At 34.7% G+C, this 20,059-nt stretch carries 19 protein-coding genes; 6 read left to right on the forward strand and 13 right to left on the reverse strand.

The window, feature by feature from the left end:
* Window positions 1-52: 52 nt before the first annotated feature.
* From DI487_RS09840 to DI487_RS15985, 3 genes are all read right to left on the reverse strand, one after another.
* Entirely contained in the window at window positions 53-496 is a 444-nt protein-coding gene (locus DI487_RS09840) for a hypothetical protein (protein ID WP_109569485.1), read from the reverse strand.
* Window positions 497-580: 84 nt separating this feature from the next.
* Window positions 581-2,872, reverse strand: coding sequence for a LamG-like jellyroll fold domain-containing protein (locus DI487_RS09845; RefSeq protein WP_109569486.1), 2,292 nt, complete (start codon window positions 2,870-2,872; stop codon window positions 581-583).
* A gap of 29 nt (window positions 2,873-2,901) precedes the next feature.
* Window positions 2,902-3,276: a hypothetical protein gene (locus DI487_RS15985; RefSeq protein ID WP_146193430.1), complete on the reverse strand. Its 375-nt coding sequence runs from the start codon at window positions 3,274-3,276 to the stop codon at window positions 2,902-2,904.
* 118 nt (window positions 3,277-3,394) lie between these two features.
* On the opposite strand from DI487_RS15985, the gene DI487_RS16060 reads away from it, so the two are divergent.
* Window positions 3,395-3,547 carry a hypothetical protein gene (locus tag DI487_RS16060; protein ID WP_170108195.1) on the forward strand — a complete coding sequence of 51 codons (153 nt, stop codon included), beginning with the start codon at window positions 3,395-3,397 and terminating at the stop codon, window positions 3,545-3,547.
* Between the two features lie 139 nt (window positions 3,548-3,686).
* Window positions 3,687-4,049 carry a hypothetical protein gene (locus DI487_RS09855; RefSeq protein WP_146193431.1) on the forward strand — a complete coding sequence of 121 codons (363 nt, stop codon included), beginning with the start codon at window positions 3,687-3,689 and terminating at the stop codon, window positions 4,047-4,049.
* A gap of 109 nt (window positions 4,050-4,158) precedes the next feature.
* On the opposite strand, the gene DI487_RS09860 is transcribed toward DI487_RS09855, so the two are convergent.
* The 7 genes from DI487_RS09860 to DI487_RS09890 form a co-directional block, all read right to left on the reverse strand.
* The gene (locus DI487_RS09860) at window positions 4,159-4,689 is read right to left on the reverse strand and encodes a helix-turn-helix domain-containing protein (protein WP_109569489.1); all 531 of its coding nucleotides are present in this window, start codon (window positions 4,687-4,689) and stop codon (window positions 4,159-4,161) included.
* Window positions 4,690-4,926: 237 nt separating this feature from the next.
* Window positions 4,927-5,832: a hypothetical protein gene (locus DI487_RS09865; RefSeq protein WP_109569490.1), complete on the reverse strand. Its 906-nt coding sequence runs from the start codon at window positions 5,830-5,832 to the stop codon at window positions 4,927-4,929.
* Window positions 5,829-7,622: an ORC-CDC6 family AAA ATPase gene (locus DI487_RS09870; RefSeq protein ID WP_109569491.1), complete on the reverse strand. Its 1,794-nt coding sequence runs from the start codon at window positions 7,620-7,622 to the stop codon at window positions 5,829-5,831. The genes DI487_RS09865 and DI487_RS09870 overlap by 4 nt, the downstream gene beginning before the upstream one ends.
* On the reverse strand, window positions 7,619-8,791 hold the full coding sequence (locus DI487_RS09875; RefSeq protein WP_109569492.1) for a metallophosphoesterase family protein: 1,173 nt from the start codon (window positions 8,789-8,791) through the stop codon (window positions 7,619-7,621). The genes DI487_RS09870 and DI487_RS09875 overlap by 4 nt, the downstream gene beginning before the upstream one ends.
* Window positions 8,792-8,801: 10 nt before the next feature.
* Window positions 8,802-9,710 (reverse strand): DNA adenine methylase, encoded by a 909-nt coding sequence (locus DI487_RS09880; RefSeq protein ID WP_109569493.1) that lies wholly within the window; start codon window positions 9,708-9,710, stop codon window positions 8,802-8,804.
* A gap of 351 nt (window positions 9,711-10,061) precedes the next feature.
* Window positions 10,062-11,483, reverse strand: a complete 1,422-nt coding sequence (locus tag DI487_RS09885) for an RtcB family protein (RefSeq protein ID WP_109570657.1) — start codon at window positions 11,481-11,483, stop codon at window positions 10,062-10,064.
* A 967-nt stretch (window positions 11,484-12,450) separates the two neighbouring features.
* Window positions 12,451-13,968: a TROVE domain-containing protein gene (locus DI487_RS09890; RefSeq protein WP_109569494.1), complete on the reverse strand. Its 1,518-nt coding sequence runs from the start codon at window positions 13,966-13,968 to the stop codon at window positions 12,451-12,453.
* A gap of 126 nt (window positions 13,969-14,094) precedes the next feature.
* Between DI487_RS09890 and DI487_RS09895 the strand changes: the two genes are divergently transcribed.
* Window positions 14,095-14,706 (forward strand): HD domain-containing protein, encoded by a 612-nt coding sequence (locus tag DI487_RS09895; RefSeq protein ID WP_109569495.1) that lies wholly within the window; start codon window positions 14,095-14,097, stop codon window positions 14,704-14,706.
* A 2-nt stretch (window positions 14,707-14,708) separates the two neighbouring features.
* A complete protein-coding gene (locus DI487_RS09900; protein WP_109569496.1) occupies window positions 14,709-15,743 on the forward strand; it encodes a helix-turn-helix transcriptional regulator in 1,035 nt (344 codons plus the stop codon).
* Between the two features lie 155 nt (window positions 15,744-15,898).
* On the opposite strand, the gene DI487_RS09905 is transcribed toward DI487_RS09900, so the two are convergent.
* From DI487_RS09905 to DI487_RS09915, 3 genes are all read right to left on the reverse strand, one after another.
* Window positions 15,899-18,067 (reverse strand): polyribonucleotide nucleotidyltransferase, encoded by a 2,169-nt coding sequence (locus DI487_RS09905; protein ID WP_109569497.1) that lies wholly within the window; start codon window positions 18,065-18,067, stop codon window positions 15,899-15,901.
* Window positions 18,068-18,206: 139 nt separating this feature from the next.
* Window positions 18,207-18,476 carry a 30S ribosomal protein S15 gene (rpsO, locus tag DI487_RS09910; RefSeq protein WP_109569498.1) on the reverse strand — a complete coding sequence of 90 codons (270 nt, stop codon included), beginning with the start codon at window positions 18,474-18,476 and terminating at the stop codon, window positions 18,207-18,209.
* A gap of 88 nt (window positions 18,477-18,564) precedes the next feature.
* Window positions 18,565-19,020 (reverse strand): GAF domain-containing protein, encoded by a 456-nt coding sequence (locus tag DI487_RS09915; RefSeq protein WP_109569499.1) that lies wholly within the window; start codon window positions 19,018-19,020, stop codon window positions 18,565-18,567.
* Window positions 19,021-19,089: 69 nt separating this feature from the next.
* On the opposite strand from DI487_RS09915, the gene xrtF reads away from it, so the two are divergent.
* Together xrtF and DI487_RS09925 are read left to right on the forward strand one after the other, a co-directional pair.
* On the forward strand, window positions 19,090-19,647 hold the full coding sequence (xrtF, locus tag DI487_RS09920; RefSeq protein ID WP_109570658.1) for an exosortase family protein XrtF: 558 nt from the start codon (window positions 19,090-19,092) through the stop codon (window positions 19,645-19,647).
* On the forward strand, window positions 19,622-20,059 hold the full coding sequence (locus DI487_RS09925) for an exosortase F system-associated membrane protein (protein WP_109569500.1): 438 nt from the start codon (window positions 19,622-19,624) through the stop codon (window positions 20,057-20,059). Before xrtF ends, DI487_RS09925 begins: the two co-directional genes overlap by 26 nt.

A 20,059-nucleotide genomic window follows, 5' to 3' on the forward strand; every position in this document is an offset into this window, starting at 1 on the left:
CAGGCGGTCAAAACGGACCGCCTGTTTAAGCAAAATAAACTCCCTTCTATTATTAAGGTTGTACTGTAGTTAATGTTCCTCTGGATGTTACCGGATCTTTGTCACATACAAATGTTTCTATCAACTCCGGTTGTTTTTCTAATTTGATTTCAAAATTGATCTGAAACCCGTAAAAGGTGTCGGTCTCAACTTCAGGACCATAATAGTAAATATAAAATGCTGGCTGATCCCCCGTTGGATTGTCATATCCGACTGTGATTGAGGAAGGCTCAATGTTCTCTTGTGCAATAAAGATAACGGCACTGACTTGTAACGTGTTTTCTGCGGCAGTATAATAGGCCTGAACTAAAGGAGGAAGTGGTGTTGCCGGTCTTTTGTTTGTAAAAGTAATAACCGATTGCACTTCTTGTTTAGGGACAATTGCCGGTTTGGCTGTAGAAGGGATGATCTTAGTGTCTTCTCCTTTTAGCGCAGTAAAGTTTTGATTTGTTTCCATGGTGTTTTAATTGATTAATACGTAATTTAAAAAATACAAAAACATTTTTCGTTTAGGTTAAACGAATGCTAAGATAGCTTGTTTTTATTGTTTTATCACTTTTTGGGTCCATGTTCTTTCATCGGAAATAATACGGAACAGATACAAACCTGACGGCAGATCATGCATGTCAATTCTGTTTTGAGTTGTACTCAACTTTTGATCTTTTAATAAACGTCCGTTACTATCGTATATTTCCAATGAAGTGCCAGTAGTTGTTATATGTAACAGATCAACTATAATCTCATTACGGAACGGATTAGGATAAATAGTAACCTCTTTACCGTTAGCAGAGAATGTTTCGGTTCCTAAGGTTACAGTGGCTAATGCACTATCAGAAGGTATTGTACAGATCGCTGTTCCACCGATAAGAACCCTGAATAAATAGCCGTTAACCATTATCATGTTATTTCCGGAAACCGTTAAGGTATTTGTTGTAGAACCGGAAACATCAGGATTGGCAAAGTTATCGTTTAAAGCCATCCATGTACTACCTCCATCTGTGCTGACTTCCCATTGATAAGAAGTTGCGCCGGTCGCTGCAACGGTAAAAGTTAAGCTATCGGTTTCCGTGATAGTCTGATCCTGTGGTTGCGTTGTAACCTGAGGAGCAATTCCTAAAGGAGAGCCTGCCAACCAGTTAGAGGTGGCTCCTGTTAAAGCAAAGTTGACCAAGGTTCCGTTGTTTGCGTTTGCTGTAGCATCAGTTACTGTTGTAACAGTAGTATTATCTGCCTGATCAGAACCCTGATTGAATTTATAGTATGCTAATAAGCCGTTTTCAGTTCCTTGTAGTTCACAGTTCATGAAACCATTTAATTCAGTTTCAGAGCGAAGTGTGTTCCAGATTCTTAAATCGTCTATGGAGCCGGAAAATCCGTACGTTGAATTGGCTACTGCATCCTGAGGAGTTCCGATATATAAACTGCCGGTATTCAAGATAGGATCGCCGGAAGGATGTGTTGAATCTAAAACCCCATTGATGTAAAGACTTACTTCATTATTTACGGAATCATATGTAGCTGCTACATGAGTAAAAGTTGAAGAAGGAACACTCATAGTACTGGAATAAGTCGTTGAACCGAATCTTAAGACCAGTTTGTCACTTGAAAGAATCCAGAATGAGTATCCGTTATTGCTTGCCCAGTTATCTTTTCCGATAATACAATCATCAGTACCGGAGATCGCTCTGTAAATATAAGCTTCAAGAGTAAAATCATTATTGGCAAAATCAAAGATAGGATTTGCTCCTATAGCTATATAATCATCAGCACCATCAAAATTCAGATGAGTAGCGGGAGATAATACATTTACCACTAATTCCATTCTTTCACTCTCACAACCGTTGGCATTAGTGGAAGAGACCCAATAAGAAGTAGTTCCTAGAGTTGAAGTATCCGGTATCGGAGCAGTAGCACTTCCTGTTCCTCCTGTAGCACTTGTATACCATAATAATCCGGTTCCTCCTGTTGTAGCAGTTAAAGCTGTAGCTGTAGCGTTTTGATTATAGACCACAGGCGTTGCAACTGTAGGAGCAACAGGAACTGTAGATCCGGTTGTTACCGCAGAACCTGCTAACCAATTTGAAGTTGAACCTGTTAAAGCAAAATTAGTCAATGTTCCGTCATATCCATTTGAAGTGGCATCCGTTAGAGTAGTAACACTTGTATTGTCTGCCTGATCTATTCCTTGATTGAATTGGTAATAAGCTACTAAGCCTGATTCTGTTCCTTGTAATTCACAGTTCATAGAGCCATTAATTTGTTCAACTGTTCTTGCAGTAGTCCAAACGCGAACTTCATCAATATTTCCTGTGAAAAGCTCTGAACCACTAATTCTATTACCAATGTTAAATTGATTTGAAGTGGTTGGTAAACTTACAGAAGCAGCTTGAGAAGCGATTAAAGTTCCATTTGCATAAACATACATATTTGCTCCATCATAAACTGCAGCAATATGAGTCCATGTATTTAAGGGAACACTAAAAGGAGAATTTAAAAAAGTACCATTTAAAACAAATTGAATGTTGTTGTTATTTCTTACACGTAATAATACTTTATGATAAGCTCCATCATAATCTGTAATAATATTATTCCACCCATTTAAAACTGATGGATTAATCCATGCTTCAAATGTTAAAGCAGTTGCTCCATTTAAAGCAGTAGAGATTGAAGTTCCTAAGTTTACATAATCATTAACTCCGTCAAAATTTAAGTGAGTAGCTGGCGTTGGGACACTAACATAGGTTTTAAACCATAGATCATACGAACTGAAAGAAGAGCCGCTGCCATAATATAATGTTCCGCCGGTAAAAATATCTCCTGATGGTGCCAGCATGTTAACACTTCCGGTAATTCCTTCAAATTTTAAAGTATAGGTATTGCCGGCTGTGATATTGATCGTATTAGAGACTGAAATAACATATTCTCCGTCTCCGGATAGCTTGAAAGTGTAAAGTCCTGAGTACCTGCTACAACTCCTCCGTATCCGTCGCCGTTAATGATTGATAATCGGAAATCACCGGCTGCAAAATTATAGTTGCCTAAGTATACATTTACCTGAGCTAAAGTTCCTGTTAAGCCGGCAACAAATGACTGACCTACAGTTTGTCCGGAATTGTTTACCTGAAAACCTCCGCCTCCGGAGCCGGCAGGTGCATTGGATTGATCCAGTGTTTGTGCATTACTAACCAGTTGAAAAAAGGTTAGGATTAATAAAAGAAAGTAGTTTTTTTGCTTCATAATTCTACTGATTTTAAAATGATAAACGGTTAATAAATATTTCTTAATCGGGTGATTTCTAAAGAAAATCACGTATACAAATGTAGAAGAGGGCAGAGGGAAATTCTGAAAAAATGGAATGAAAGCAGGGTTTTTGGGGTATGAAACCGTATTTTTTCTGAACGGAAATGTAAGGCTGTTTAAATCGGGAGTTAGTTGTGCGGATAAAAACTTACAAATGCTGTTTGTTGCCGTATTGGTGGATAAAAAAAGAGTACTCATTCCTTTTTAAAGGATTGCAATTGAGTAGTGTAGTAGTTTTGGAATATGAATTTTGAAGTGAAACAAAATTTTTCGAATGGAGACCGGAAACCATTTTAAAACGGGGCGTAACCGAAAAGCCAGATGAGTAGGGACCAAAAACATCAATTATGAAAAAATATTTTTTAGCTCTTGCAGCCTGTTCGTTGTTCAGCTGTTTCAACACTACTCTAAAAGCGCAAACGGTAACACTTTCCGATGCTAATGTGGTTACTTGTAATTCAGTTAATGCTGTTTATGTCAGCGGAACATTAAGCGGACGAAAAGGAGTGCCGATAACGGCTTATTCGGTTTACCTGATCTACGGACCGAAGAACGAAACAGTTCAGATTGATACGGTTCAGTCAACTGGCGGTCAGTTCAGTTACATCGGATTAGTTCCGGACGGTACAACGATCACGGCACCTTATCAGGTTAAGGTAACTACGAACCGTGAGGTGAGTAGTACAGTCGCGGCTTCATCTTGTGAATAGTTTCAGTGTAATGTATAGACCTTGTTAAGTAATTTAATTCGCGAAACCTGTCCGGAATGTTGGTTAACTTTCATCGGGCAGGTTTTTTTCTATGGAAATGAAGCATGACTTAACTCCGGTATTGTTTCAATTCTTTTTCCAATTCTTGTTGAAAGCTGTGGTAGCTTTTTAGTTTTAATGCCAGTTTGGCCTGTTCCGGCAAGCCGTGTTTTTGCATTCCGTTTCGGGCTTTTCGCTTTAAGAATTCCATAAAAGCGGGAGAAGGTTTCTCGGTTTCCTTAGTATCCTGTTCCAGAAGTGTTGTTAAACGGGATAGTTTCAAACTTTTTTGATATTTTTCCTTGGACTGTTCCAGTTTTCGTTCCAGTACTTGTCGGTTGAATTGGTTTTCCAATAGTTCTAGCTCCAAGAAAGCAACATAAGCCTCTTTTTCAAAAGTTTCGTTGGTTGCCGATTGCAAAAGCGCTTCCTGTTTTTGGAGGTCATGGTAGAGCGTAACCAACCGAAGTTTGGCTTTTACAGGAAGTTCCCGCTGTCCTATTTCAAACATTCCTATTCTGCTTTTAGGGATCTTTAGCAACTGTGCGGCTTCTTCTTGTGTGAGTCCGAGCGCTTCCCGAAATTGGCGTGCTTCTTTCATGATCTGATAAAGGAATCAATTGTGATCTTTATTTATAAAACGATTTTTTAATCACATTATTGTGATTGTTTTGCTATAAAAGAAAAATAGATTACAAGTTGTTTGAATGAGAACCTGAAAAGTCTTTTTACAAGTGTTTCTTTTTGTTTTTGACCAAAATAGTTTTAAAGAGTATGAGATTTTTAAATTTGAGAATGCAAACTTTTGGATTCTATTGATTCATAGTAGTTGAGTTTATTATTTTTCAAAAATGACTTCATTTACAATAAATTGAGGAGGATCAAAAGGTTCTCTTTCATATTTATTAATATCAAAACCAGAACCAACTCTCCAAATATCAATTTCAGGATAAACTATTGACATCATCATTGCAATGAAAGTAAAAGGCTTTGGACCTAACGGAGCAATAATAATGTTATAATCATCTTTCAATAAATAATATAATGAAGTTAATTTCCTTTCCAAATATAAGAGATTATCAAAAGGATAAGTAATAATATTTTTATCTTGCTCTAAGATATTTGAATTATTATCTTTAATAGTTTGAACAAATCTATTGTCTAAAGCTGGGTTTGTATAAAAAATATAAGTTAATTTTGGATCTAATTGATCAATTATACCTTGTGCCTTATTTTGTTCATAACCCAAACATACAATAAGTGCTTTTGGTTTGTTATTAGGAATTCTATATTTTCCTGGTAAAGGCTGAATATCTGTATTTGGCTTTGGAGGTAATGGCTCTGAATAAACAGAAGGTGTATAACTAAAAAAAGTCCTAACTTTTTTGAAATCAATATTAACTTCAGATAAATATAGAATTATTGAATAATACCAAGATTTAGTCATACACGAATAATCAATAAAGATGTTTATTTCATCTTTTTTAATTGAACTTATTTTTTCTTTTAAAAAACCAACAACTTCGTTATGGTTATTAATTATTAATTCCTCAACTCCTTCAATATTTTCAATTTTTGAGTTTGGATAATAAAAAGAATATGCTTTAACTATGTCATTGTTTTCTTTAATTTGATTATATGCAGAAAGCTTTCTCCTCTCAATATTATTTGCAAATAAAAAAACATCTATAACAATGTCTGATATTTCATTTATGTCAATTTGTTTTCCAAATTTAACTTTCATACTTTTTGATTAAATAGGTTTGGTGAATTATCTATTTCACTTGCATTTATTATCGTCTTTAAGCCAATAGAAGAACTTTTTCTAATAGGCAGTCTATACTCAGGATAGTATAAATATGACAACTTAAATTTTTTATTCTTAACTTCAAAATCAAAACTTTCATCATCAGAATCAATTAAAACAAATGCTCCTTGAAAAATGCCTTTTTCTAAAAGAATTATGTAATCATTTGAATTCTCTAAATCAAATTTAAATGTTGTACTTGGTTCTGGATAGAATTTTCTCCCTAATACTTGATCTTGAAAATAATTACCAATTTTACTAATAAATTCATTAATTGTTAACGAAGAGTCTTCAAGTTTTACTGGAATGTTATTTATAGAATTAATAAAGCGTTTTGAAATATTAATAATTTCATCATACTGAATTGATAAATCTGTTTTTTCGATTGTAGTTTTTTGCAAAATTGAATTGGTCAAACCAATTAACCATCTAGGGTTTCCTTCACATATTTTTGTTAAAACTTCAATACCACTGAATAATTCGACTGCTTTTTTTCTAGTTCTTAACTTTGGTTTATCTGAAGTTAAAATATTTGATTCAATAAAAAAATTCCTAAAATAAACATAGGGTTTAATTTTTCTAAAGACCGAATCTTTTTGTAATGTTGCTTTTGGAATTGGATTTTTAGGATCTATGTCTTTAGAAATTAAATAATTTTTAAAAGACTGATCTTTAGATATAAGTTCTTTAATTTCTTGTATGTAAGGACTATCAAGATTATAGCTTTCATTTACTTTATCATCTAAGTACATATAATTTCCTCCAAAAAATTTTTTCGAATCTCTTGTATTATGCTTTTCAAATAACAAGGATTCAATTAATTCTTTTGAAAATTTCTCATTTGATCTCAAGTTCCACATTTTTATACAATCAAAATCATTACCCACACTTGGAGAATATTCATCTTTAAAAATTTTTTCAATTTCTTTTGGTAAGATTGGACTAGAACTAATTTTATATAAAATCTTTTGATTATTTCTACTTCTTAATGATTTGTATAATTTATCTTGTAACCAAGACGGTGCAAATTCTAATTCATCAAAACATAATGCCCACTTTTTTTCACTAGATATATTATAAACTCTAATAAATTTATCTATAACTAAAGATAAGGAACTGTCAAAATTTAGATTAAAAAAATCATAGTTTGGTATATCCTGTTCATTATCATAATTAAAAATTACATCTTGAACTAATTGATTAACAAAGTCTATTCTTTTTAATATAGATTCTTTTACAAATTCTAACTTTGGTATAGTCTTTTCTAATTTCCAATTATCAATTAAAAAATTTGATAATTCAATCTCTTTATCTAGATTTTCTTCATTTAATTCATATTGTATTATGTTTAAAAATGTATTGCATAGTGAAATAAAAACATTACTATTTACAGAAAATTTTGAAATTTTATCAGCAAAATTCCCAAACTTTTTAAGTTGTTCATCGTAAGCTTGTTCTTTTACATCCCAATAGACATCAGTTGAAATGTAAACCGCATAAAAAGGAATATTACTTTTTATGTCATTTGCTTTTTCATGTTTCCAATTATGTAAAGCAGGTAAAGTTAACATTTTCATTAAAGTTGTTTTCCCGCAACCTCTAGCTCCTAAAATAATAGAATGTCTGTTTTTAATTAAAGCTTCAAAACTCTCAGAAAAAATAAATTTTTCTGCAACCTGCTTAGGTTCAAGATATCTAGCATTATATGTATTGTAAAAATTACTCATTGTATTTTAAATAACATTTTTGGAAAATTAGAAATATGCGAATCCGGTTTAAGGCTTTCGTCTAACAATTTGCTTGTTAAATTTTCAATTTCATTAGGTATTAAATATTTGATTTCAGGAACACTATTTTCAATTTCTTCCCATTTAATATATAATTTTTCCCCTATTAAAATTTTAATTTTTTTTACCAAACAATCTATTGTCAATTTATTTCCAAAACCTGCATGTGGTGCAAAACCAGTTTGATCAAAATTTTGAATCCATCCTTGTTTTGAAAAATATGTCCATGAAAAAATTTCACCTTTTACTTCATCTTTTTTTTCAATTTCAATAATATGAAAATAATTTCTTGAAGATGTCCATTTCAAATTTGTAACAGAAGAAAAACTTCCAGATGCAAAAATTGGTATTCTATAATCAATCTTTGATAAAGGATGGTATCTCAATAAAGGATGATGCTTGTGTCCATGAATTATTAAATCAAATTTAAACTTACCTAAAACTTCTAATAACTTTTCGGAATTTATTATCTTATCTTCTTCTCCCAAATCTAAAACAGAATGATCTATAGGATGATGATGAGTCAAAACAATTTGAATTTTATTATCACTTATTTTAGCCATATGCTCATCAATAAAATTTATCATATTCTCATCTATCTCACCACTTTTAGCAGAAACTTTATTATAATGAAAATGACAACTATTAATTACTAGAACTCTAAAATTTTCTCGTTCAACAAAAGCACAACCATTTGCCCAAAAATCTCTTCTACTATTTTCATCTCTTAAAGGGAAATTTTTTTTTATTCCTCTAGCATTTTTAAGACTATAACTAGAATAATTATTATATGAATCTATATCATGATTTCCAAGAGTTGCAATTACTTCCTCAGAATTAAAAATACTTTGAATTTCTAGTACATAATTCCATCCAGAAATAAAACCTTGTAAATTAGATTTATTAGTAAAGTCACCTGGACAAATTATAAGATCTACCTTTTCGTCTTTTAAAACACTAGCTAGACTCTCAATTGGGTGGTCATTTTCTCTCAAAGAATCCGTATATAAATACGTGTCATCCATTATTAAATTATTATCTAACTTAAATTCTTTAGGGTGACAATGTAAATCACTAACTACAGCAACTCTTAATTTTCTTTCAATCATTAAAATTTAATTAATTATGTACTAAGACAACTTCTTCAACAACCTTATTTGCTATTAAAAGTTCATTTAATTGTTTTTTGTTTGAATTATTATTAATAAATCTTTTCACTACAACCCTATTAATTTCATAATCTGAATATAATTCGTCGAAAAAATGGTCTTCATTTTCTTTAGTCCTAACATCAGAGTTACTCAAAATCCAATTACATTTTTTTAAATCTAATTCTTTGCAAAAATCTCTTAAGCGAATTTGCTCATTATCATTAAAGGTTGTGTGTGTGTAATTAAAACTAGAAACTTTATTAATTGGTTTATATGGAGGATCTAAATAAAATAAAGTTTGATCATCTACATATTTTAAACATTTATTATAATCACCACATAGTATCTTCACTTTTTTCAGCATTTTACTTACATTTAGTATATTTACTTCATCACATATTAATGGTGTAATATAACTTCCTATAGGAACATTAAAATTATTATTTTTATTAACCCGATACAATCCATTAAAACAAGTTCTATTAAGGAATATAAAAAGTGCAGCTTGAGTAAGATTGTCTGAGCTTCTCAAATTAAACAAAGAACGTTGATTCATATAGAATTCTTTTCTACTATCTTTATCTTTTTCAAACGAATAAAATTTCTCTTGATAAACTTTTAAAATTTCTATTAATTCATTTGGAAATTTTTTAATTACTTTATAAGTATTGATTAAATCTGAGTTAATGTCGTTAATTATAATCCTTTCTATGTTTGAATAGTTGTTTAACATCCAAAATAAAACGGAGCCACCTCCTACAAAAGGCTCAATGTAAGTTATATTTTTATTCTCAAAATTTATAGGTAAGAGCTTCTTAATTTCAGGTAACAATCTACTTTTTCCTCCTGCCCATTTCAAAAAAGGTTTTGCTTGCATTATATACTTTTAGCTAATATATCAAATTTAATTAATTTAGAAAAAAATCATTTTCTTCCCATTCCACTACTAAAACTATCCATAAACTTTATATTTAAACTTTTATGAAATAAGTTTTCTTCTTTTGAAAAAAAACATTTGTAATATTTTCCTTTCAAATTTAACAAAAAACATTTCCAAAAAACAGGTAAAAACACCCTTTTTAAATGAGTTTTTTTAGCAAATAGGGGTTTTGTTCGGTATTTGTTCGGAAAAGCATGCGAAAAACCTACTAATTACCGAACAAGTACCGAACAAAACCCGAGTAAAACCCTAATAAATAGTCATAGTCGCTATTTAAAGCTTTTTAATTTAATCCTCTCTACTACCATCATCTGCCATTCGCACCATTTTAGGCGTAAATGTAGCGACTACCTCTACTAAAGCTTCTTGGTTTGCCATCACTTGGTTGATGTCTTTATACGCCATAGGCGCTTCGTCCAGTCCGGCACCAATTAAAGTTACGCCATGATCTTTTAAAATGGCTTTCATCTCATTTCGGGTAATGTTCTTAATGGCTTGTGTTCTGCTCATTTGTCTTCCTGCACCATGTGATGCGGAATGTAAGGCTTCGGTTTCCCCTTTTCCACGAACCAAAAATCCCGGAGCGGTCATACTTCCCGGAATGATTCCCATCACACCTTCTGCGGCTGGTGTTGCTCCTTTTCGGTGTACGATCACTTCTTCGCCGTTATGGATCTCTTTCCACGCAAAGTTATGGTGGTTCTCTACTTTGGCTAAAACGGTTGCTCCTAACGCTTTGGCTATTTTGTTATGAATCACTTCATGACAAGCCGAGGCATAATCGCCTGCTAAGTTCATAGCCATCCAATATTCCTGACCTAATTCGGTATCCAAACCTAAATAGGCTAAGTTTTTTGCCTTTTCCGGAAGTTTACAGTTTGCTTTGGCCAATTTGGTATAATGTCCGGCAATTGTAGCACCAAAACCTCTGGAACCCGAGTGTGTCAACAAAGCGACATATTTTCCTTTCGGGATGTTTAACACGGTATCTTCTTTTTCAAATTCAATGATGCCAAACTCTACAAAGTGATTTCCGCCACCGGAACTTCCCAATTGCGACCAGGCTTTGTCTTTTAACTCTTGTATGAATTTGCTGTTCGCAAAGTCTTTACGTTCCAATACCTCATGATCGGCTTTGTATTGTCCGTGAAATCCATGTCCGGCTCCGAATTTAGTATGTGCGACCAATTCTCTTTTGAATTTGGCTTCGTTCTCGAAATAAAAGAACTCCGGAATATCATACACCGACAACGCCATTCTACACCCGATATCTACCCCAACTCCATAAGGAATGACCGCATTTTTAGTGGCTAAAACACCGCCTATTGGCAATCCATAGCCTTGATGCGCATCGGGCATTAAAGCTCCGGCAATGGTAACCGGTAATTGCATGGCTATTTCCATTTGTTTTCTTGCTCCTTCTTCAATATGGTCTTCACCATACATCACAAAAGATGATGGATTTTCATTTAATGCAATATAATCTTCCGGTTTTTCATTAGCTTTTTCAATAATGGCTTGCGCTAAAGCTCCAAATAATGCATGATCTAAAAAATCATCCGGTTGCGCCAAAACCTTTTCATAGTTCTCCAACATTTGTTCTTTGGTAAAACCGGTTCTCTTACGGTTGCATTTTAAAGCGATTCCTATTAAACTTCCTTCTGCATATCCTAATGCTAATAAATCGTTTCCGTTGATTGCTGTGTTCATAATCCTAAATTTAATTCGTTTTTTTTGCAAGCCCAATGTATTCCCCCGACACATTGGGCATACTGCCCTTTGTTTGATGCAACAAAGGTTTTACCTAAGTACGCAATTATTTTACGTTAGACTGTTTTTTTTATTATTTTGTGACCTTAATGAGACTCGAACTCATATTCCCTCTCGGGCATTACGGCTGTAAATACGCTTCCCTACTTTTCCTTACAATTTCGGTGCATCTGTAAACTCTACCCATTAGTCCGCGCAGGTCTAATCGGAATATCCGTAAACTCAATGGTAAGTAATATTTTGCCACCGGCTTTTCCTTTTAAGCTACAAGGTCATTTTTTATTTTAAAAGAGGTAATATTTAGGAATGGTTTAAAATTCTTTGGACGAAGGAACCATTTCCTGACGACACTCTTTTTTTAAGAGCAATTATCTATAAGTGATCTTTTAGGACTCGAACCTAATTACATCAACCAACGAAGTAACACTTATAAACGGCATCTTATATATGAAAAAGTAATAAATGGCAAGAGTAGCGTTAGATTTTAAGTCGAAGTAGCTCTTGCACACGACATTTTCCATTATTGTTAAAAGAAGTAAAGGCGATAAAAGTGTATATAATAAGCGGGGCTTGTCTTTGCCAGAGTCGAACTGGATAGCCTTGCCGGTTTTACGACTTCGCTATTCCTCCCCTAAAATGAGACGAAGGAACTTTTATCTACGACATTCTTTTATAATTCTAAACAAGGTAAAAGGCAATAAGTGACTAATCGTGCTCTACCACTGAGCTACTCTCCCGTATAAATTGATATGGATTTGTGGAAGAGACGGGATTCGAACCCGCGACCTCGTCGTTAAAAGCGAAGTAGCACTTATCTACGACACTTGTTTGTATTTTTAATTTATCAATGAACGAATTGTTTTGCAAAGGTTTTAAACTACTGCGTAATTATTTTACGCAGTAGTTTTTATAGCTTAATCTGATTGATATATTCCAGAGCATTGTTTTGGTTTTCCAAAGCATGCAAGATATCAAATACTTTATCTGACCAACCTGCGATCAGATGCACATCATTTCGTCGAATATCAAGTGGTGTATTTCCATGACCTGCCAGATCAAACAAATACAGTTTAGCACTTGGAGCTATCTTTTTATAACGATTCCATGAATCTGCAAATGAATGATGCGTTGCATTGCTGTTCCATAGCTGTACATCTGTAAATAACATTACTTTATCTACTATTTCATTTCTTCGGATTAGGTCTTCTATCACTAAATAACCATTAGTGGAATAACCTACCTCACCTTCTCGTCTGTAAAAAATATCAATGTTAGACAAGATGCCGGCTTTAGGCATACTGATGGATTTCCAAGTATCTCCGAACATACCGCTGATTACATTTTTACATCGACTCTGCATTAACATTCCTAACATCAGACCTATGTCATAAAGCAATACTTTACTTTTTGAAGAGATCGGATATTGCATAGAACCGGAAACGTCGCAAGCGATCACTACCGAGGTATTACTGTCAAACCCTTTAATATTAGCCGCACTAACCTTAACCGCTTGTTCTAAAGCTTCTAAAACAACAGAGGTATGACCCGAGTAGATTGTTTTAACTTCTCGATAAGCAGCTAAAAAACGGAACGGCAATTGTTTTGAAGCGGCAACAGCTTTTTCATTTGCAAGGTAATGACACACTTTTTCGATATGAGCACCCGAAACTTTAGCTTCTAAAATATTTCTCAGATTGCGTAGCAGAGCCATATAGCCTACTTTATTGCTATCGATCAGTTCTTCCCATTTTTGAGTAACTGCTCTTAATCTTTCGGCTTCAGTACGGAAACGTTGTTGCCCTAATTGCGACAATTCTGTTTCCCAAGTATAAGGCGTTGGTAACGTATCCGAAGCGATCTTGTTAAAGATCAACTGCTGTGCCTCATCTTTAGCTTTAGGATGTGTTAAAAACAAAGCGTCTTTCAACGAAACCCGCCCTTTACGGTTGTACTTTGCAAATTGATATTCATCAAATCGATTGAATGAAGTAGCCACACCTTTCTGGAGCTGTTTAGACAAACGATTTAGTCTTTTTGTTCCGGTTCTTGCATTAGCCATCTGATAATAAGCCAGTAACTCGGTGATCTCATCAGCACGTTGAATAACTTGGACGATCATTTTGCTGATTAAAGAATCTCCCGAATAAATTTTAGCTAATTCTACAACCAATACTAACGGAACAGAACGCAGATGCATTTCATTACGGGCATATATTGCAAGTTTAGCAACAAAAAACGGATTACACTTTTGAATCAAACCTTTAATTCTTTTCAAACGCTCAGAGTCTTTTTCATAAAATGAAGTGCTTAGACTCGTAGTTACTACAGCAGAATACAATTCATATTCAGGATTCAACTGAAAAGCCGTTGAGTGTTCGTAATTAACGGTTTTGTTTTTCTGTCTTGTTAAAAAATTAAATTTCATCTTTTTTCGGTTTTAAAAATTAAACACTGATAGTTGTTTGATTTCAACAAGGCAAAGATTCAAAACATACTGCGCAATTATTTTGCGCAGTACTAAAAGAATTGTATTTTTGAAAAAATAACGGGTATGGATCTTCGGGAAATATTTACGCAATTAGCTGTAAGGATAGGTTTTACTTCTGTGGAAATAAAGGGCTTGTGGAATGATTTAGAAAAAGCATATACAGCTAAATCCAGGCAGTATCATAACCTGACCCATTTAGAAGAAATGATCGAGGCGTTTGAAAATGATCGGGCGCACTTGCAACATCCTGACGAAGTGTTGTTTGCTATTTTTTTTCATGATTTCATCTATAAAACCACTCGTAAGGACAACGAATTGCAAAGTGCGGAGTATGCCGTTTCTCTATTGCAACCGCAGCATCATATGAACAAAACACTGGTTTTTGATATGATTGTTGCTACGCAACATCACCAACATAACGAAGAAGAGGATATTAACTGGCTGATTGATTTCGATCTGAAAATACTGTCGAAAAGTTGGGAAGATTATCAAGTGTATTGCGGTCAAATTCGAAAAGAATATAAAATATATCCTGATATTTTGTATAAACCGGGACGCAAAAAAGCTTTGGAACATTTTCTGGAGCATGAATTCATTTACCAAACGGAAACTTTCCGAAATCGATACGAACAACAAGCGAGAACAAACATTCAAAAAGAAATTAATCTATTGTAAACATGGCTCAAAATAAAAACGCATTGATTCGCTATAAAACCATTGACAAATGTTTGCAGAACCAATACCGTCAATGGACATTGGAGGATTTGATCGAGGCTTGTAATGAGGCTCTATACGAATATGAGGGCAAACAAAATCCGGTGAGTAAGCGTACCGTACAATTGGATATCCAGATGATGCGTAGCGAGAAACTGGGCTATAACGCTCCTATTGAAGTGTATGATAAAAAATTCTACCGCTATGCTGATGAAGAATATACGATAACCGATATTCCGTTGACGGAAACGGATATCAATGTGCTGACGGAAACGGTTTCGATGTTGAAACAGTTTAAGGATTTTTCGCTTTTTGCAGATGTTTCGGATATTTTACAACGTTTGGAGGATAAAATCTATGCGGAAAAGTCCGATAGTAAGCCGATAATTCATCTGGAAAAGAATGAGAAACTGAAAGGCTTACATTTTTTAGATACGATCTATCAGGCGATTGTTAAAAAGGTTGTTTTGGTGATCACCTATAAGTCGTTCAAATCAAGAGAAGAAAGAACATTTCGCTTTTATCCGTTGGTGCTGAAAGAATACAACAACCGTTGGTTCCTGATAGGGAAGCGGACCATGAAGCAACCGGTGGTCAATTTAGCTTTGGACAGGATCATAGCGATCGATTATGATTTTCAGGCCGAGTTCATCCAAGTCGATTTTGATGCGGAGGCTTTTTACAGGAACGTAATTGGGGTTACGGTCAATACGGGATTACAACCTAAGGCGATCCGCTTGTGGATTGACGCATATAATGCGCCTTATGTGTTGACTAAACCTTTGCACCATACACAGCGGGTATTACAGCAAAATGAAGACGGCAGCATTATTGTTAACCTGTTCTTGATCGAGAATTATGAATTAGAACGAGTACTGTTAGGCTTCGGGGATGGGGTAGAGGTACTGAAACCGGAACGCTTGCGAAAGACCATCCGTCAGAAACTGGAAAGTGCTTTGAAGCGCTATGAAGACGAAAATCTGTTGCCGGAGAAATAAAAAAAGAGGCTGTTTCAAAAGTATTTTGTTATCAATCTGAACTGGTTTCAGATTCTACAAATTGAATATCGGTCTTTTTAGATTCTGAAATACTTAAAATGACAGATATTTTACTTTTGAAACAGCCTCTCGGGTATTTGAATTAACGGATTAAATTAACCTTTAGGATCTTCTTTTTTCTTTTCAATTGGTTTTTTGTCTTCTCTTGGAGGACGAGGTAAAAGTACTTTTCTTGAAACTTTAGGTTTTTTCGTTTTCGGATCCAAACCTAAATATTTAACTTCCAGTTCATCACCTTCTTTTAAGATATCGCTAACTTTTTCAACGCGTTTCCAGTCCAGCTCAGATACGTGAAGTAAACTGTCTTTTCCCGGAACGAATTCAACGACAGCACCGAAATCTAAGATCTTAGTAACTTTTACTTTGTAAATCTCTCCTTCAACAGGAGCAAAGATCTGATTCTGGATCGATTTTATAGCTTTATCCATTCCGTCCTGATCAGTACCTAAGATCTCAATAATACCGAAATCTCCTTCTTCGTTAATAACGATAGTGGTTTTAGTATCGGCTTGTAATGCCTGAATGTTTTTACCACCCGGACCGATAACTGCACCGATATAGTCTTTCGGAATATCAAATTTGATGATTTTAGGAGCTTTAGGCTTAACCGTAGTGTTAGGTTGTGCAAGAGTATCAGTGATCTTACCTAAGATATGCATACGTCCGTCTTTAGCCTGAGCTAAGGCTTGCTCCATAATGTCATATCGCAATCCTTCGATCTTAATATCCATCTGACATGCCGTGATACCGTCAGCAGTTCCTGTTACTTTAAAGTCCATGTCTCCTAAGTGATCTTCATCTCCTAAGATGTCAGACAATACGGCAAATTTATCACCGTCAGTAATTAAGCCCATAGCAATACCTGAAACCGGTTTTGCGATCTGTACTCCGGCATCCATTAAAGCTAATGTTCCGGAACAAACCGTTGCCATTGACGAGGAACCGTTTGATTCCAATACTTCAGAAACCACACGGATCGTATAAGGACAATCAGCAGGGATCATGTTCTTAAGAGCACGTTGTGCTAAATTTCCGTGACCTACTTCTCTACGGGAAGTTCCTCTCAAAGGTTTTGCTTCACCGGTTGAGAACGGAGGGAAATTATAGTGTAAATAGAATTTTTCTTCACCTTGTTCAGATGGCAGGTCAATAACATTAGCTTCTCTTGAAGTACCTAATGTTACAGTAGCTAAAGCCTGAGTTTCTCCACGTGTAAAGATTGCCGAACCGTGTGCAGAAGGCAAATAATCTACTTCGCACCAGATCGGGCGTATCTCAGTAGTTTTTCTTCCGTCTAAACGAATTCCTTTTTCAAGGATCACATTACGTACGGCTTCTTTCTGAACTTTGTAGTTATATTTAGCAACCAATTCTGCTAAGTTTTCATTTTCGGCGTATTCTTCTTCCGTATACAAAACAACAACTTCTTCTTTTACAGCAGCAAATTTTTCACCGCGTTCTTGTTTTGAAGAGGCTTCCTGAGCAATTGCATAGTATTTGTCATAAGCAGCTGCTTTCACTTTTGCTTTTACAGCTTCATCTTCCGCTTCGCCTTCATACTCTCTGTAAGCAGGAGTACCTATCGCTGCTCTTAATTTTTCCTGAGCTTCGATCTGACCTTTGATCGCTTCGTGTGCAAATTTGATCGCTTCGATCATTTCGGCTTCAGAGATCTCTTTCATTTCGCCTTCTACCATACATACAGAATCTTTAGAAGCACCGATCATCATATCGATGTCTGATTGCTCTAATTCTTCGCGATTAGGATTAATGATCAATTGACCGTTAACTCTACCTACACGAACTTCTGAAATAAGATTGTAGAAAGGAATGTCTGAAACAGCTAATGCGGCTGATGCAGCTAAACCGGCTAAAGCATCCGGCATCACATTTTCGTCATGAGACATCAATTGGATCATAACTTGTGTTTCGGCATGGTAATCATCCGGAAATAACGGACGTAATACACGGTCTACTAAACGCATGGTTAGGATCTCCTGGTCGCTTGGGCGTGCTTCTCTTTTGAAGAAACCGCCTGGGAAACGACCTGCTGCGGCAAATTTTTCTCTGTAGTCTACAGTCAACGGTAGAAAATCTACTCCCGGATTGGCCGTACGGGCAGAAACTGCAGTTGCAAGTAGCATGGCATCGCCCATACGAACCACGACAGAACCGTCTGCTTGTTTGGCTAGTTTACCTGTTTCGATAGTGATGGTTCTTCCATCACCCAAATCGATAATTTCTTGGGTTACTTTAGGAATCATAAATTGTAATTCTTAATTAAACAAAGGGTTTAGTTGTGTTGTTGCGTGTTGTTGTTAGTTGTTTGAAACCCAATGAAAAACCAAACTTTTTTCTGTCTTTATTTGTAAACAAAAAGGGGCGCAGAGCCCCTTATGTTGATTATTTTCTGATTTTTAATTCTTTGATAATCTCACGATATCTGTTGATATCTTTTTTCTTTAAGTAGTCTAAAAGACTTCTTCTTTTACCTACTAATTTTACTAGCGAACGCTCAGTGTTGTAATCGTGACGATTTTTCTTTAAGTGTTCTGTTAAGTGGTTGATTCTGAAAGTGAATAAAGCGATTTGCCCTTCAGCAGAACCTGTGTTTTCAGCTTTTCCTCCGTGTTTTGCGAAGATATCAGCTTTTACTTCTTTAGTTAAATACATGCCAATATTAGTTAATGATTTTTATGTACAATTGAGATGATCTCAATTCGGGTGCAAAGATAAACTTATTTTTCTATAAAACAAATACTTACTCAAATAATTGGGCAACTTGTTCATTTACAAATTCTAAGAATCTTTCGTCCTGATCCGTAAAAGGATCAATAACATGAGAATCAATGTCTATTTGTCCGATGTTAACGCCGTTTACAAAAAGAGGTACTACAATTTCAGACTTTACCGTTAGGCTACAAGCTATATAGTTGTCTTGTGCTTTAACATCAGGAACTACAAAATTCCGGTTCGATTCGGCAACTTGTCCGCAGATCCCTTTTCCGAACGGGATTACAGTATGATCGGTAGGAGCGCCCACATAAGGACCTAAGTGCAATGTTTTAGTCTCTTGTTGTGCAAAGTAAAAACCGACCCAATTGTAGTAAGGAATAGTATCGTGTAAGTACTGACAAATTTTCAATAGTTTTTTATCCTTGTTTCCTTCTTCGGTAATGATCTTTGTTATTTCCGGTTTTAAAGTTTCAAAATCCATGTAAACAATTTTTTTGCAAAATTATTTATAATGAAGTAAGGAAAATATATATTTTTGTTAAAAAAATCGGTGAAGACACTTTTAGTCCAATACAAACCCTTCTTTCTTTTTTTAATCAGGTTTTTAGTTTTTTACTTTGTCTGTACCTTCGTGTACAAAATGTATCTTAATCAATATAATCCGGATTTGAATGAAGTAGATGGTATTTCTCAGGTCGTTGCAGAACAAACAGGTCATGTTTTGAACCTATTCGGGCATAATGCCGAAATTGTGAAACATGAAAACGAACCTTCTGTAAAAATACTATATAAAGGTGTCTATGTTTCCAGGATTATAGAAGGGTGTAATGCAATAAGTATAATTATTTTATTTGCTGCATTTGTTTTTGCTTTTTCAAGTGGTTTCAAACGTACTTTTTTGTTTATTGTTTCAGGGGCCGTATTAATTTATATACTCAATATAATCAGAATAGTACTTTTGACGTTAGCCTTGTATTATAAACCCGAATATGAACGCATATTGCACGGAACTGTTTTTCCGTTGTTTATTTACGGAGCGGTTTTTCTGTTATGGGTGTTTTGGGTGACAAAAGTTTCGGGGTATGCCAAAAGAAATATTACTGAGTAAGAAAAATATAGCAGGTATTACAGGTCTTCTTTTACTCTTAGTAGGAGTAAGGGTGTTTGAAGATGCCCTTTTCTATGATCCATTCATTAACTTCTTTAAAACCGAATTTCAGCATCAGCGTTTACCTGATTTTGATGCGGTGCAGTTGTTTTTAGGGCTGTTGTTCCGCTATTCAGTAAACACTGTCCTTTCTTTAGGTATCCTGTGTCTTTTGTTCAGACAAAAACAAATCCTTGTGGTTTCTTTCTGGATGTATGTTTTATTTTTTATTTTGTTGAGTATAGCTTTCTTCTGGCTTCTTCGATATGATCCGGATTATATGATGTTGTTTTACGTAAGAAGGTTTTTGATCCAACCTTTATTTCTTGTTTTGTTCATTCCGGCGTTTTATTATCAGAAATTTGCAAAATAA

The organism is Flavobacterium sediminis, from assembly GCF_003148385.1.
Taxonomy (GTDB): Bacteria; Bacteroidota; Bacteroidia; order Flavobacteriales; family Flavobacteriaceae; genus Flavobacterium; species Flavobacterium sediminis.

Coding starts and splice junctions, on each gene's coding strand:
- DI487_RS09840 (WP_109569485.1), bottom strand. CDS start 496: ATGGAAACAAATCAAAACTTTACTGCGCTAAAAGGAGAAGACACTAAG.
- DI487_RS09845 (WP_109569486.1), bottom strand. CDS start 2,872: ATGCTGGCACCATCAGGAGATATTTTTACCGGCGGAACATTATATTAT.
- DI487_RS15985 (WP_146193430.1), bottom strand. CDS start 3,276: ATGAAGCAAAAAAACTACTTTCTTTTATTAATCCTAACCTTTTTTCAA.
- DI487_RS16060 (WP_170108195.1), top strand. CDS start 3,395: ATGAAAGCAGGGTTTTTGGGGTATGAAACCGTATTTTTTCTGAACGGA.
- DI487_RS09855 (WP_146193431.1), top strand. CDS start 3,687: ATGAAAAAATATTTTTTAGCTCTTGCAGCCTGTTCGTTGTTCAGCTGT.
- DI487_RS09860 (WP_109569489.1), bottom strand. CDS start 4,689: ATGAAAGAAGCACGCCAATTTCGGGAAGCGCTCGGACTCACACAAGAA.
- DI487_RS09865 (WP_109569490.1), bottom strand. CDS start 5,832: ATGAAAGTTAAATTTGGAAAACAAATTGACATAAATGAAATATCAGAC.
- DI487_RS09870 (WP_109569491.1), bottom strand. CDS start 7,622: ATGAGTAATTTTTACAATACATATAATGCTAGATATCTTGAACCTAAG.
- DI487_RS09875 (WP_109569492.1), bottom strand. CDS start 8,791: ATGATTGAAAGAAAATTAAGAGTTGCTGTAGTTAGTGATTTACATTGT.
- DI487_RS09880 (WP_109569493.1), bottom strand. CDS start 9,710: ATGCAAGCAAAACCTTTTTTGAAATGGGCAGGAGGAAAAAGTAGATTG.
- DI487_RS09885 (WP_109570657.1), bottom strand. CDS start 11,483: ATGAACACAGCAATCAACGGAAACGATTTATTAGCATTAGGATATGCA.
- DI487_RS09890 (WP_109569494.1), bottom strand. CDS start 13,968: ATGAAATTTAATTTTTTAACAAGACAGAAAAACAAAACCGTTAATTAC.
- DI487_RS09895 (WP_109569495.1), top strand. CDS start 14,095: ATGGATCTTCGGGAAATATTTACGCAATTAGCTGTAAGGATAGGTTTT.
- DI487_RS09900 (WP_109569496.1), top strand. CDS start 14,709: ATGGCTCAAAATAAAAACGCATTGATTCGCTATAAAACCATTGACAAA.
- DI487_RS09905 (WP_109569497.1), bottom strand. CDS start 18,067: ATGATTCCTAAAGTAACCCAAGAAATTATCGATTTGGGTGATGGAAGA.
- rpsO (WP_109569498.1), bottom strand. CDS start 18,476: ATGTATTTAACTAAAGAAGTAAAAGCTGATATCTTCGCAAAACACGGA.
- DI487_RS09915 (WP_109569499.1), bottom strand. CDS start 19,020: ATGGATTTTGAAACTTTAAAACCGGAAATAACAAAGATCATTACCGAA.
- DI487_RS09925 (WP_109569500.1), top strand. CDS start 19,622: ATGCCAAAAGAAATATTACTGAGTAAGAAAAATATAGCAGGTATTACA.